Annotated in this window: 11 protein-coding genes; 2 read left to right on the top strand and 9 right to left on the bottom strand. The window is 70.9% G+C overall.

Features of this window, described 5'->3' with window-relative positions:
• Positions 1-17 precede the first annotated feature (17 nt).
• Positions 18-1,172: a right-handed parallel beta-helix repeat-containing protein gene (locus QF034_RS09020; protein WP_307174431.1), complete on the top strand. Its 1,155-nt coding sequence runs from the start codon at positions 18-20 to the stop codon at positions 1,170-1,172.
• Positions 1,173-1,191: 19 nt separating this feature from the next.
• On the opposite strand, the gene QF034_RS09015 is transcribed toward QF034_RS09020, so the two are convergent.
• The 4 genes from QF034_RS09015 to QF034_RS09000 form a co-directional block, all read right to left on the bottom strand.
• On the bottom strand, positions 1,192-3,513 hold the full coding sequence (locus QF034_RS09015; RefSeq protein WP_307174430.1) for a poly(ethylene terephthalate) hydrolase family protein: 2,322 nt from the start codon (positions 3,511-3,513) through the stop codon (positions 1,192-1,194).
• Between the two features lie 346 nt (positions 3,514-3,859).
• Positions 3,860-4,693 carry a pectate lyase gene (locus tag QF034_RS09010; RefSeq protein WP_307174429.1) on the bottom strand — a complete coding sequence of 278 codons (834 nt, stop codon included), beginning with the start codon at positions 4,691-4,693 and terminating at the stop codon, positions 3,860-3,862.
• A gap of 84 nt (positions 4,694-4,777) precedes the next feature.
• The gene (locus QF034_RS09005; RefSeq protein WP_307174428.1) at positions 4,778-5,632 is read right to left on the bottom strand and encodes a hypothetical protein; all 855 of its coding nucleotides are present in this window, start codon (positions 5,630-5,632) and stop codon (positions 4,778-4,780) included.
• The gene (locus tag QF034_RS09000; RefSeq protein WP_307174427.1) at positions 5,629-6,234 is read right to left on the bottom strand and encodes a SigE family RNA polymerase sigma factor; all 606 of its coding nucleotides are present in this window, start codon (positions 6,232-6,234) and stop codon (positions 5,629-5,631) included. Before QF034_RS09000 ends, QF034_RS09005 begins: the two co-directional genes overlap by 4 nt.
• A 270-nt stretch (positions 6,235-6,504) precedes the next feature.
• Here QF034_RS09000 and QF034_RS08995 point away from each other — a divergent pair, with 270 nt between their 5' ends.
• Positions 6,505-7,962 (top strand): NCS2 family permease, encoded by a 1,458-nt coding sequence (locus QF034_RS08995; RefSeq protein ID WP_307174426.1) that lies wholly within the window; start codon positions 6,505-6,507, stop codon positions 7,960-7,962.
• A gap of 72 nt (positions 7,963-8,034) precedes the next feature.
• On the opposite strand, the gene QF034_RS08990 is transcribed toward QF034_RS08995, so the two are convergent.
• From QF034_RS08990 to QF034_RS08970, 5 genes are all read right to left on the bottom strand, one after another.
• Complete coding sequence (locus QF034_RS08990; RefSeq protein WP_307179839.1) at positions 8,035-9,492, bottom strand: peptidoglycan D,D-transpeptidase FtsI family protein; 1,458 nt, start codon at positions 9,490-9,492, stop codon at positions 8,035-8,037.
• Positions 9,493-9,547: 55 nt separating this feature from the next.
• Positions 9,548-10,210, bottom strand: a complete 663-nt coding sequence (locus QF034_RS08985) for a response regulator transcription factor (RefSeq protein ID WP_307174425.1) — start codon at positions 10,208-10,210, stop codon at positions 9,548-9,550.
• Positions 10,207-11,475, bottom strand: coding sequence for a sensor histidine kinase (locus QF034_RS08980; protein ID WP_307174424.1), 1,269 nt, complete (start codon positions 11,473-11,475; stop codon positions 10,207-10,209). The genes QF034_RS08985 and QF034_RS08980 overlap by 4 nt, the downstream gene beginning before the upstream one ends.
• Positions 11,472-12,479 carry a hypothetical protein gene (locus QF034_RS08975; protein ID WP_307179838.1) on the bottom strand — a complete coding sequence of 336 codons (1,008 nt, stop codon included), beginning with the start codon at positions 12,477-12,479 and terminating at the stop codon, positions 11,472-11,474. The genes QF034_RS08980 and QF034_RS08975 overlap by 4 nt, the downstream gene beginning before the upstream one ends.
• Before the next feature lie 98 nt (positions 12,480-12,577).
• On the bottom strand, positions 12,578-13,048 hold the full coding sequence (locus QF034_RS08970) for a GNAT family N-acetyltransferase (RefSeq protein ID WP_307174423.1): 471 nt from the start codon (positions 13,046-13,048) through the stop codon (positions 12,578-12,580).

Raw genomic sequence — 13,048 nt, 5'->3', positions numbered from 1 at the left:
TAGGAAAGGAACGCTCCGTGCTGCTCAGCACCGGACGCCACCGCAGGACCCGTACGCTCACCATCGCCGCCGCGGTGGTCTGTGCCTCGGGGGCGGGCGGCGTCTATCTCGGGCTCTCCGGCGGCGGCGCGCAGGCCGCCTCGTCGACGGTCACCGTCTCCAGCACGTCCCAGCTCGAAGCGGCCGTGAAGAACGCCACCGCCGGTACGGTCATCCAGGTCCGCGGCGGCACCTACTACCCGTCCGCGACCCTCAAGTCAACGGCTGACGGCACGAGTTCGGAACGCATCACCCTGCGCGCACACGGCGCCGAGAAGGTCCGGATCGACGGCTCAAAGCTGCCTGACGGCTCCTGGCTGGCCGGCATCTACGGTGACTACTGGACGGTCGAGAACCTCGCCTTCGTCAACTCCCCGGCCCAGGGCTTCGTCGCCACGTCCTCCGCCGGCGGCGTCTTCAGGAACCTCGTCACCGCGGACAACGGCGACTCCGGCTTCACCCTGCGCGGCGACGGCACCACCGGCAACCTCGTGCAGAACCTGGACAGCCACGGCAACTACGACCCGGCCGGCCACGGCCAGAACGCCGACGGCATCGCCGTCAAGTTCGGCTCCGGGACGGGCAACAGGATCACCGGCGCCCGGTTGTTCGACAACTCCGACGACGGCCTCGACCTGTGGCAGTTCTCCTCGCCGGTCACCATCGAGCACTCCTGGGCCTTCGGCAACGGCGAGAACCGCTGGAGCGACCCGGCCTTCGAGGGCAACGGCAACGGCTTCAAACTGGGCGGCGGGGGAGCGTCCGTCGCCCACGTCGTCAACAACAACGCCGCCTGGGACAACACGCTGCACGGCTTCACCGAGAACTCCAACACCGGCGCCATTGCCCTGAACCGCAACACCGCCTACGCCAACGCCCAGAACGGCTTCTACTTCGCCACCGGCAGGGCCCGCCTCGGCAAGAACCTCGCGGTGAGCGACAAGGGCGGCCCCGCGAAGCTGGGCTCCGCGGCCGTCTCCGCCGGCAACAACTGGGACAGCGGCGTCGCCACCCCGCCCTTCAGGTCGACGGACGCGAAAAGCGCGTACGCCGCGCGCGGGGCGGACGGCTCCCTCCCCGCGACGACGTTCCTGACGACCGGCTCCACGACCATCGGCTCGACGATGGACTAGCGCGAGTCCCTCCGACGGGTCACCGGCAGGTGTCCATCCACCGGGTGACCAGGGCGGTGTTGTTCTTGTCGGCGTCACGGGCGGGACCGCACAGGAACGGGCCGAAGCGGGTGTCGGCACGCAGCCAGAGGCTGAAGAACGACACGATCCACTTGCCCTGCTTGGCCTTGTCGCCGTAGCCCGTCATCGGGCACAGATGGTCGCCCGGTACCTCGATGTAGAGCTTCTCCGCCCGGGACATGGAGGTGTACCAGGGCACCGCGAAGGTGTCGCCGTGGGCGACGGGGTCGCTCTGACAGGTCAGGAAGAAGGTGGGCTCGGTGACCGAGGCGAAGTTCCCGTTCGGGTGGTACGGGGCGGTCGGCACGCCCGCCCGGAAGCGCGGGTCGTCCCTCAGGGCCGCCATGACGCCCCCGCCGCCCATCGAGTGACCGGCAGCGCCCAGGGTGCCGTTGAGCTTCCCCGACAGCGGATTGCGGGGGGCCTTGCCGAGCGCGAGCAACTGGGTACCGGCGGCGCTGATCTGGCGGCCGCGCGATTCGGGATCGTCGGTGAGTGTCTTCGTTCCGACATTGATGACGACGAAGCCCCAGGAAGCGAGGCGCGGTGCCAGCCACTTCAGGTTCTCCTGGGTGCCCTGATAGCCGGGCATCAGCACCACGCCCGGGTAGGAGCCCCTGGCGGTCGGATACGTGACCGTGCCCGAGCCGTACCCGCTCGGGCGGGGAACGGTGTAGGTGGCGGTGGTCAGCGGCCCGTCGGCGGCCTCCAGGGAAGCGGTCGTCGGGCCCGGGATGCCGGCGGCGGCTGCCGGCGCGGCGGTGGCCGTCAGCAGGGTCAGCGCCAAGCCGATGCTGGTCGCCAGTGCGATCAGCGCCGTCAGGGGCCGGGATCGGGTCGATAACGGCGCGCTGGTGCGGGTGGAACGACTGCAGGGACGCATTGCTCTACCTCCGTGAAGCGCTAGCGGGACTGTGCGAAGAGCCAGTCGATGACCACGTCGTTCTCGTACGTCTGGGCCCAGGACAGATGGGGGCTCACCGGTGTCGTTCCGGCCGTGTAGCTCGTGAACAGGACGTGGCTGCGCGTGGCCCGGGCCTGCCGCAGGAGGGCCCGTGACCGGGCCTCGAACTGTGCCTTCGGCAGGTCGTTGGCCCACTCCCCACGGGTGACCCGCACCGGCGGACTCCAGCGCGTTCATCAGGGTCCAGGTGCCGGGGTTGCCGAACCGGCCCTCCCGGTAGGGGACGACCGGGTCGTCGACCGAGTGGTCGGCCCAGATCGGGATGTGCGTGATCCTGTCCATGGTGGCCGCGTCGCCCCAACCGGCCGTGGGCAGGGCAGCCGCGAACATTTCGGGTCGCTCGGCCAGCAGACTGTAGATGCCGCGACCGCCCGAGGACAGGCCGACCAGATAGAGCCGGTCGGTGTCCACGTGGCCCGCGTGCTCGCGCACGAAGGTGTCGATGAGTTCGATCAGCGCGGCCTGGACCTTCGCGTCGGTCCAGTCCGTGCCGTCGGGTCCGTCCATGGGACGGGGCAGGGGGATCTGCGGAGAGAGGACGAACGCGGGGTCGCGGCGCTGTCGTTCGGGTTCGGCGAACGTGACCGCGACCCGGTTGGACGTCAGCTGGGTCATGTTGTTGTCCGCGACTTCGCCACCGCCGTGCAGGGTGACGACGAGCGGGTACCGGGTGCGGCTCCGCGGGTTCCGCAGGAATCCCGCGGGCCGGTACAGCCGGAAGTCCAGTTCGAAGCCCGCGGAGTCGGTGAAGGAACCGGCGGTGAAGTCGTCGACCACGGGAGTGATGACGTCGTCGTTCCGGTGCGCGAACGGACCGGCCTCGAGTACCGGTTCACCCGCCGGGGTGCGCACGTCCGCCACCTGTCTGACGGAGTAGGCACGGTCGAGCGGAAGGGGATCGGTGGTGCCGACCGCCCTTGCGTTGGAGTCGTTCGGATCGAGCTCCACGATCAGGCGGTCCCCCGGTCGTCCGGGGCGGGAGCGGTCGTCCACTTCGGCGGAGGTGTTGGAGTAGACCCGGGTCACCGTTCGCGCCGCGGTCCGTCCGCCCACGGTGGCCTGGACCTGGAAGGCGGTGGGCGGGACCGTCCCGCCGGGTAAGTCGATGCGGTGCGCGTACTGGATGGCGACCGCTGTCACCAGCCAGTTGTTCCTCGGTGTCACCTGCGTGAGGAGGTCCGTCCGCAGGACCGGGTTGAGCCCTGAGGCGGCTTGCCGTCCTTCGGACGGTGCTGCCGTGGCCGACGTGCTCACGGCCGGTGCCGCGACCGCACCCGCGGTGACGGCGAGCACCGTACGTCTGGGGATCGATCTCATGGGTCCTCGTCTCGGTCATCGAGCTGGGGGGCGGGCCGAGGTGTTACGCGAGAGTTTCGGAGCACCACCGGATCCGTGTCCAGCATCAAACCGAGATCTGTCCATGCGATAGGCGCATCAATTCAAGCGGGTGCGCAGGCAGGTGAGACGACGCCCCCGCCGGTTCGCACCGGCGGGGGCGTCCTGCCGACCGGCCGAGGGGGGCTCGGCCAGGGCTGTCCGGCCGTCCGGAGGGGGGCTCCGGAGGGCCGGGGCGCCGGGACGTCCGGCTGGGGGCCCGGACACCCGGCAGCCGGCCGGCCCAAGGGGGGATTCGGGCCGGCCGGAGCTCACACGTGCCGCGGCATCACTGGTAGCTGATGTCCGAGGCCGTGAACTTGCAGGTCTTGCCGTCCGGGCCGGGCGGGGTCAGTTCCTTGGGCTCCTTGCCCGTGTTGTTGCCCTCGAAGCGCACGCACGTCTTGATCTTCTTCTTGCTGTCGCCGTGGATGCGGATCTTCGACAGCGTCGCCGTGTCGCCGTAGTTGGCGTTCACGCCGACGATCGAGTTCATCGGCGCCGTCACGTCGATGTCGTTCAGCACGACCGTGCGCTTGTACTGGGTCTTGCAGTTGCCGCAGGAGCGCACCAGCTTCCCGGCGTTCTGCACCTGGAAGCCCGACACGTTCAGCGTCCCGGCGCCGTTGAACTGCAGCACCTTGTCGTCGGCGTTCTTCGCGCCGCCGCCGATCACCTTGTACACGGCCGACGACGACTTGCCCTTGAAGCTGGCCGCGTCCTCGCCGACGTCCGTCCACCACACGTTCTGCAGCGTGCAACTGCCCTTGCAGTGCACGCCGTCCGCGGCCGGGGTGCCGATGATGACGTTCTTGAGGACAGCGCCGTCGGCCAGCTCGAAGATGGGGTCCTGGCCCTCGTCCTGGCTGTCGCCGCCGAGCGCGCCGGTGCCGTAGAACATCTTCATGCCGCCGTCGCGGACACCGGAGACCGGGATCGTCTCCGACACGGGCGTCTTGCCCTTGTCCGTGGGCCAGGAAGACGCGGCGCCCGCGGTGGACAGCATCGACGTGGTGGCGATCGCCGCTCCCGTGATGCCGAACGCGGCTAACCCGGAGATCACCGCCCGCCGCTTGGTGACCCGGCGGCGGTGGCGGACGCGCTGTTCTGCTGGTGCAGTCATGTACCGATTCCTCAATGGGAGGTGACTCTTGCGCCTGGTGGTCGCCACCCGCGAGGGAAGGGTTGCCGCGTCTTCAGGAATTTTTCACGAGTCGTCGTCGGTGTCGTCCACGGCCGCGAAACCGCCGCCCACGGACAGTCGCTCCGAGCCGGCGGCGGCCGTCACCGCGTAGCGGTCGGCGCCGGCGTCACGGCCGCCGCGCTCGTGGTCGAACTGGCCCGCGAACACCCACTCGCCCGCCGGGACCTTGCGGCCCTCCTTCAGGGTCCAGGTGTAGAGGAGGAAGCCGTCCCGCTCTTTGACCGTGAGCGTGAAGTCCTGCTCGGGCAGCGACCGCCAGGCGCCCGCGTCGGAGACCCCGCCGGTCTGGGCGACGCTCAACCGTACGGTCAGCGCGGTCAGTTCCGTGCGCGTCTTGATCGTGACGTTGCTCTGCGCCCAGAAGTCGTTGCTGTGCGGGTCGACCGAGCCGTCCGACCACAGCGGCCCGTCCTCGGTGGCGGCCGGCGGGCGCCCGGTGACGGAGGTGCTCGGCGTCCGCGAGGGCGGCGGAGCGGACTCGCGGCGCTCCGGCGGGGCGGACGGCGTGGGATCCACCGGCGGCGCGGGGGCCCGGCTGGTCGCCTCCGGTGACGGCGTGGACGTGGGCGTCGGCGAGGTCACCACGTCCTGCTGCTGCGGCGTGGCGGTCTCCTCCTTCACCGCTGACGCGACGGCGTAACCGCCCACCGCCAGCACACCCGCCACCGCGGCCGTGGCGCCGGCCACCCGCATCCACCCGAACACCGCCGGACGCGTCGCCCGGTGGCCGGAGCCGGCCGGACCGGCCATACCGCGCTCGACCCGGGCCAGGATGTGCTCCCGGTCGGGCTCGTGCGTCCCGGCCGCCTCGTGCAGCCGGGCGCGCAGCTCCTCGTGCACGTCCCGCCGCATGGTCATCGGTCCCTTCCTCCGCCCTCACCGGTGCGCGCCCGCAAGCTTTCCACGGCCGGCGAGCAACGGGGAGCGCCCACCGCCGCGTGCATCCGCTGCGGCACTCCCTGTGTGCCCAGCAACCGCTGGAGTTCGGCCATTCCCTTGGAGGTCTGGCTCTTCACCGTACCCACCGAGACGCCGAGGGCCAGCGCGGTGTCCTTCTCCGACAGGTCGAAGGCGTGCCGCAGCACCACACAGGCCCGCTTGCGGAACGGCAGCCTGCGCAACGCCTCCTGAACGTCGACGACGCCCGCGACGTCCGGGTTCTCGGTGTTCTCCTCGCGCTGCGACCAGAACAGGGCGATGCGCCGCCGCTCCCGCACTGCGCTGCGGATCCGGGTGCGGGCCAGGTTGGCGACCACACCGCGCGCGTACGCCGCCGGATGGTCGGCCGCGCGCACCCGGTCCCAGCGGTGCCACAGCGCCAGCAACGCGTCCGCCGCCAGATCATCGGCGGTGTCCGACTCGCCCGTCAGCAGATAGGCCAGGCGGGCCAGTTCGGCGTAGTGACGCTCGAAGAAGGCGTGGAACTCCACGGAGGCGGCGTCGTCGACGACTGTGCCCACGGGCGACCTCTCCTCGCAGCGGCTTCGGGCACCCCCGGGCTGGGGCGCCTGTGCGTGTCATGTAGATGACATGTGATCATCCGAGGGAGGCCCGGACGAGATCGGGAAGCGTAGCAGCGTTCTCAGGACGGTTCGTACGGAGCTTCGAACGGCGTATGGCGGGCCGGACTCTGATTCCGTAACACGAAGAAAACCTGAATGTGGTTCAACGCGGGAACAATCCAGCCAGCATCCGCACACCGATCACCCAGGCACCGAGGAGCACTCGCCATGTCCGAATCGCAGAAGGTGGCCGACCGGTCCGACGCCGCACCACCGGCGGTGAACAGCGTCGACCGGTTCTTCAAGATCTCCGAGCGGGGGTCCACCTTCGGCCGTGAGATACGCGGCGGCTTCGCCACGTTCTTCACGATGGCCTACATCCTTGTCCTGAATCCCATCATCCTGGGCAGCGCCAAGGACAAGTTCGGGCACCAGCTGGACGCCGTCCAGCTCACCACCGCCACCGCCCTGGTGGCCGCGGTCATGACGATCATCATGGGCGTGGGCGGCAATCTGCCCCTCGCCCTGGCCGCCGGACTCGGCCTGAACGCCGTAGTCGCCTTCCAGATCGCCCCGCTGATGAGCTGGGACGACGCGATGGGCCTCATCGTCCTCGAAGGCCTGCTGATCTGCGTGCTGGTGGTGACCGGTCTGCGCGAGGCCGTCATGCACGCCATACCCCAGCCGCTCAAGCAGGCGATCAGCGTCGGCATCGGCCTGTTCATCGCCTTCATCGGCTTCGTCGACGCCGGGTTCGTCAGCCGCATCCCGGACGCCGCGAACACCACCGTGCCGGTTCAGCTGGGCGGCACGGGAACGCTCACCGGCTGGCCGATTCTCGTCTTCTGCCTCGGCGTCCTGCTGACGATCGGCCTGCTCGCCCGCAAGGTCAAGGGCGCCATCCTGATCAGCATCGTCACCATGACGGCACTGGCGATAGTGATCAACTCCATAGCCGACATCAAGACCTGGGGCCTGACCACACCGTCCTGGCCCGAGAAGCTCGTCGACGCCCCCGACTTCGGACTCATCGGCCACTTCGACCTGTTCGGGGCCTTCAGCGCCCCCGGCGTCGGGGTCATCACCGTCGTCCTGCTGGTCTTCACCCTGATCCTGTCCGACTTCTTCGACACCATGGGCACGGTCGTCGGCATCAGCGCCGAGGCGGGCCTGCTCGACGAGGAGGGCAAGGTCCCGAACCTCGGCCGGGTGCTGCTGATCGACGGTGCCGCGGCGGTCGCGGGCGGCGCGGCCTCGGCCTCCTCGGCGACCTCCTACATCGAGTCGGCGGCCGGCGTCGGCGAGGGCTCGCGCACCGGCTTCTCCAACCTCGTCACCGGCGGCCTGTTCGGCCTCGCGCTGTTCCTGACCCCGCTGCTGACCATCGTCCCGCTCCAGGCCGCCGCCCCGGCCCTGGTCGCCGTCGGCTTCCTGATGATGACCCAGGTCAAGCACATCGACTGGGACCGCTACGACATCGCCATCCCGGCGTTCCTCACCATCGCGGTGATGCCGTTCACCTACTCCATCACCAACGGCATCGGCGCCGGCTTCCTCGCGTACGTCGTCATCAAGACCGTGCTCGGCAAGGCCAGGGAGATCCACTGGCTGCTGTGGGGGACCTCGGTGCTGTTCCTCGTGTACTTCGCGATCGACCCGGTCGAGCAGCTCCTGGGAGCCAAGTAGCGCGAAGGGCCGCCCCCGGGGGGAAGGGGGCGGCCCATCTGTCTGTACAGACGGCTTTCGTGCGGCGGAGGTTCAGTCCTTCAGCGCCGCTTCCATCATCGCCTTGGCGACCGGCGCCGCCAGGCCGTTGCCGCTGACCTCCGAGCGGGCCGCGTTCGACTGCTCGACGACGACCGCCACGGCGACCTCCTTGCCCGACGAGCCGGACTTGGCGTACGAGGTGAACCAGGCGTACGGCACCTGGCTGTTGTTCTCGCCGTGCTGCGCCGTACCCGTCTTGCCGCCCACGGTCGCGCCCGGGACCTGGGCGTTCGTGCCCGTGCCCTTCTCCACGACCGTCCGCATCGCCGACTGCAACTGCTCGGCCGTCGAGGAGGAGACGATCTCCTTCGAGCCCGCGTCGTCGTCGTAGTCCTGCAACACATCACCACCGCTGTTGGTGATCTGCGACACCATATGCGGCGATACCAGCTTGCCGCCGTTGGCTATGGCAGCCGACACCATGGCCATCTGCAGCGGCGTCGCGGTGACGTCGAACTGGCCGATGCCCGTCAGGGCCGTCTGCGACGGGTCCATGTCCGAGGGGTACACGCTCGTGTAGGCCCGGACCGGCACGTCCAGCTTGTCGTCGTCGAAGCCGAACTTCTCGGCCATCGCCTTCACCTTGTCCTGGCCCAGCTGGACGGCCATCTTCGCGAAGACGTTGTTGCACGAGTACTCCAGCGCCGTACGGATCGTGGCGTTCGTACAGGGCGCGTTCGGGTTCTCGTTCGACAGGTCCCGGGAGGTGCCCGGCAGCGTGTAGGGGTCGGGGCTGGCCGTGTTCTCGTCCACCGACGAGTACAGCCCGTCCTCCAGCGCGGCCGCCGCCACGACCAGCTTGAACGTGGAACCCGGCGGCAGCGGCTGCCGCAGCGCACGGTTGACCAGCGGCTTCTCCGGGTCGGCCGTGAGCTTCTTCCAGGCCGCCCCCGCGGTGTTGGCGTCGGTCAGTGACGAGGGGTCGTACGACGGGGTCGACACGACCGCGAGGATCTTCCCGGTCTTCGGGTCGATGGCGACGGCCCCGCCCTTCTTGTCGCCGAGCGCGTCGTACGCCGCCTTCTGCACGTCCGGGTCGATCGTCGTGACCACGTTGCCCGGGTCGGCCCGTTGGTTGGTGATGGTGTCCATCACGGACTTCAGACGGCTGTCGGTGCCGTTGAGGAGGTCGGTGTAGATGCCCTCCAGCTGGGTCGGGGCGTACGCCTGCGAGGCGTAGCCCGTCACCGCCGCGTACAGCTCGCCGTCCGTGTACGTGCGCTTGTACTTGAGGTCGCTGCCCTTCGTCGAGGCCGAGCCGGTGACCGACCGGCCGCCCACGATGATGTTCCCGAGCGGCGCCGAGTACGTCGCGATCGCGTTCCGCCGGTTGTCCTTGTCGTCTGCGAGCGCCTGGCCCTCGTAGTACTGCACCCAGGTCGCCCTGACCAGCAGAGCGAACACCAGCAGCAGCGTGAAGACCGAAGCGCGCCTGATCGTCTTGTTCATCCCGAACATGAGGACGAGCCAGGCGGGGCGGAACGTTCCCACCCGTCCGGTTTTCTCATCCGGCGTTCAGAAATCCCGCCTCGTACGCCGCGATGACCGCCTGCGTACGGTCCCGGGTGCCCGTCTTGGCCAGTACCGCCGCCACATGCGACTTCACCGTGGCGGGGCCGACCTCCATCCGGCGGGCGATCTCCGCGTTGGTCAGCCCCCCCGCCATGTGCCGCAGTACCTCCCGCTCGCGGCCCGTGAGCTTCGCCGCCCACTCCGGCGGCGCCGGGTGCGCGCGTGCGTGCTCGGTCGCGAGGGTGCGGACGGCTGCCGGGAACAGCAGGCTGTCGCTGCGTGCCACCAGCCGGACCGCCTGCACGAGCGCGTCGGCGTCCGCCCGCTTCAGCAGGAACCCGGAGGCTCCGGCGCGCAGCGCGTCGTATACGTAGGAGTCGTTCTCGAAGGTCGTCACGACGACGATCCGGGGCGGCTCGTCCAGGGTGGCGAGGATCTGCTCGGTGGCGCGGATGCCGTCGATCTCCGGCATGCGGACGTCCATGAGGACGACGTCCGGCCGCAGGTCCCGGACGACCGACACGGCCTCGGCGCCGGTGGCCGCCTCGCCCACCACCTCCAGGTCGGGCTCGGCGGAGAGGATGGCGCGCAGCGCGGTGCGGACCATGCGCTCGTCGTCGGCGAGTACGACACGGATGGGGGCGGGGCGGGTCATGCGGGTCCTTTCATCGGCAGACGTACGTGCAACCGCCAGCTCTCTTCGACCGGTCCGGCCGTCATGGTCCCGCCCAGCAGCCTGACCCGGTCCGCGATGCCGCGCAGCCCGTGGCCGCCGCCGGGGCGGGAGGACGCGGGATCAGTGACCGTGGCGGGGCCGGTCACCGGATTCTCCACGGTGATCGCCAGCTCCCCGTCCGCCCCCTCGATCCGCACGTCCACGGCGACCTGCTCACCGGCGTGCCTGAGGGCGTTGCTCAGCCCCTCCTGCACGATCCGGTAGCCCTCCCGGGACAGCAGCGGAGGCAGCAACCCCAGGTCGGTGCCGACCGTGGCAGTCACGCGCTGCCCACCCGCCCGGGTGCGACGCAGCAGCCCGTCGAGGTCGGCCGCGAGGGTCGGCGCCGGGGCGGTGCCGGGCCCGTCACCCTCGCGCAGCACGCCGAGCACGGCGTCGAGTTCGCCGACGGTGCGCCGGGTCGTGTCCTCGATCGCGGCGAGGGCCTCGCGGACGAACTGCGGGTCGGAGTCGAGGACGCGGCGCGCCGCGCTCGCCTGGAGACCGACCGCGCTGAGCGCGTGGCCGACGGAGTCGTGCAGCTCCCGCGCCAGCCGGTTGCGTACGGCCAGGTCGGCGGCGCGTGCCTCGGCGGCCGCGAGCCGGCCCTCGGGAGACGGGCCGAGCAGCGCCGGCGCCCAGCGGGCCAGCAGCGCGCCGCCGCCGGCCGCGCAACCCGCCAGGGCGACGAGCATCACCGCGCCGGCGACCGGCGCGAGCGCCAACGCCCAGGCGTGGTCGAGGACTTCGGGCAGCCCGAGCCGGGTGCCGCCCAGTCCCGCGACGACCGGCAGCGCGATCAGCACGACGGCGAACGGCGGCACGGCCAGCGACATCCCGGCGATGATCCCGCCGAACCCGAGATGCAGGGTGAACCAGCCCGCCGTACGGCCCTTCTCGCCCCGCGTCCGCGCCGGTCCGAAGGCCAGCCGGTCCGTGTCGACACCGCACAGCCAGCGCACGGCGGCGGCCTCCAGCGGCCGGGTCAGCGGGAACAGGGACGTGACGGCGGCGAGCGGCAGCCCCACGCCGAAGGAGGCGAGCTGGAGGGGAAAGGACCCGAAGACGTCCGTGCCGCCGGTGGCCGGACCGATGATCACCGAACCGACCAGGACGTACGGCATGGCGAGGGCGCCGCCGAGGATCAGATGCACCCAGCGCAGCCGGGCCCGCCGGCCGAACAGGGCCCGGGCGGCCTGTCTCACGCTGTCCGCCGCGCGGACCTGGCCGAGCGCTCGGCGAAGGAGTAGACGCCGATGGCGGCGACGAGGAAGCCGACGAGCATCTGCCCAGCGTAGGCGAGGCTCATCAGCGGCGTCGGACGGTCGGCGATGTCCTCGACGCCGCCGAGGGAGGCGAGCGACAGCCAGCCGCCCCAGCAGGCCACGGCGCCCGAGCCGACCCAGGCCAGGCCGAGCGGTACGGCCACGGGCAGCGCCCGGCCCCGCCGGAAGGCCAGCAGGAAGCCGCCGGCGACGGCCGCGAGGAGGAACACCACGAACACCGCTTCCAGGACGGGGAAGTCACCGCCCCGGTCCGCCGCCCGGCCCTCGCTCAGCCCGGCTGTGCCGCCGCAGGCCCACAGCACGTGCAGGGCGAGCGGCAGCAGGGCCAGCACGCCGGCCGCGACGGCGAGGGCACGGTGGGCCGGCCCCACGACACCCACGGGCAGCTCCCACACCCGCCCGCGCCACAGGTGCCCCCAGCGGTCTCGGGCGTAGAGCAGGAACAGGGCGCCCAGGGCGAGCCCTTGGAGGATGAACCCCGAGTACACGACGGCGAATACCCACTCGTCCAGGAAGGCGTCCTTCCCCGGAGACCCCGCGCTCCGTCCCTCGAACGCCCTCACGACCAGCTGCGCCGGGAACCCGACCATGATCGGCGCGAGCAGCCCGGTGGCGACCCACACGGGGAACGCGAGCAGCCACGCGGGCACCCGCAGCCCCCACGGCCGGGTCAGCACCAGCGCCAGCACGATCACCGCGCTGTCCAGCAGCACGGAGATGCCGTTGATCACGGCCATCCCCACCCGGTCGTCGAGGAGTCCGCTCCCCTCCGGAATACCGACGTGGCTCCCGGCGATCCAGGCGGCCTTGAGCCCGAGGTACGGCAGGCAGGAGAGGACGGCGACGGCACGCAGGACGCGCCGGGGGCGGCTGAGAGGGACAGCGGGGCCGTCGACGGCGGCGGGAGCGAGGGTCTGCGTCATGCGAGGTGACTGCGTCATGCGCTCAGGCTCCCGCGCGGCGGGCCGGCGGCACCTCCTGCACGACGACGATCCGCCTCCGCCGGACGGGGGAGGGCGGCTCAGCCCTCCAGGATCAGCACCGTCTCCTCGATCTCCGCACCCCGCGCGCTCGCGTACCCGCTGGCCGTCGCGACGGCACGGAAGCCGCACTTCTCCAGGACGCGCAGCGAGCCCGCGTTGTCCGACGCCGCCCGTGCGTACAGGGGACGCTCGGGCACCTCCGTCAACAGCGCCCGCAGGGCCGCCGTGGCGATGCCCTGGCCCCAGTACGCGCGGTCGACCCAGTACGTCACCTCGCGCTCGCCCGCCACCCCGTACACCGCCGCGCTGCCGACCACGTCGCCGTCGGCCAGGACGGTCCGCACCACGTCGGACGAGGACCGGATCTTGGCCCAGTGGGCGTCGAAGGCGTCCCGGTCGGCCGGGTCCTTGGGGACGAAGGCCGCCATGTGCAGCGCCTCGGGGTCGTTCATCTGCCGGAAGAAGACCGGCAGATCGCTGTCGTGGACCTCGCGCAGCTCGACGTTCAT

The organism is Streptomyces africanus (assembly GCF_030816955.1).
Classification (GTDB): domain Bacteria; phylum Actinomycetota; class Actinomycetes; order Streptomycetales; family Streptomycetaceae; genus Streptomyces; species Streptomyces africanus.
The sequence above is the reverse complement of the archived record's forward strand: the minus strand, read 5'-3'. Positions and strand labels throughout refer to the sequence as shown.

Excerpts from the sequence above, each read along its gene's own strand:
- QF034_RS08995 (WP_307174426.1), top strand. The coding sequence starts at position 6,505 with ATGTCCGAATCGCAGAAGGTGGCCGACCGGTCCGACGCCGCACCACCG.
- QF034_RS09015 (WP_307174430.1), bottom strand. The coding sequence starts at position 3,513 with ATGAGATCGATCCCCAGACGTACGGTGCTCGCCGTCACCGCGGGTGCG.
- QF034_RS08985 (WP_307174425.1), bottom strand. The coding sequence starts at position 10,210 with ATGACCCGCCCCGCCCCCATCCGTGTCGTACTCGCCGACGACGAGCGC.
- QF034_RS08970 (WP_307174423.1), bottom strand. The coding sequence starts at position 13,048 with ATGAACGTCGAGCTGCGCGAGGTCCACGACAGCGATCTGCCGGTCTTC.
- QF034_RS08990 (WP_307179839.1), bottom strand. The coding sequence starts at position 9,492 with ATGAACAAGACGATCAGGCGCGCTTCGGTCTTCACGCTGCTGCTGGTG.
- QF034_RS09005 (WP_307174428.1), bottom strand. The coding sequence starts at position 5,632 with ATGACCATGCGGCGGGACGTGCACGAGGAGCTGCGCGCCCGGCTGCAC.
- QF034_RS09010 (WP_307174429.1), bottom strand. The coding sequence starts at position 4,693 with ATGACTGCACCAGCAGAACAGCGCGTCCGCCACCGCCGCCGGGTCACC.
- QF034_RS08975 (WP_307179838.1), bottom strand. The coding sequence starts at position 12,479 with ATGACGCAGACCCTCGCTCCCGCCGCCGTCGACGGCCCCGCTGTCCCT.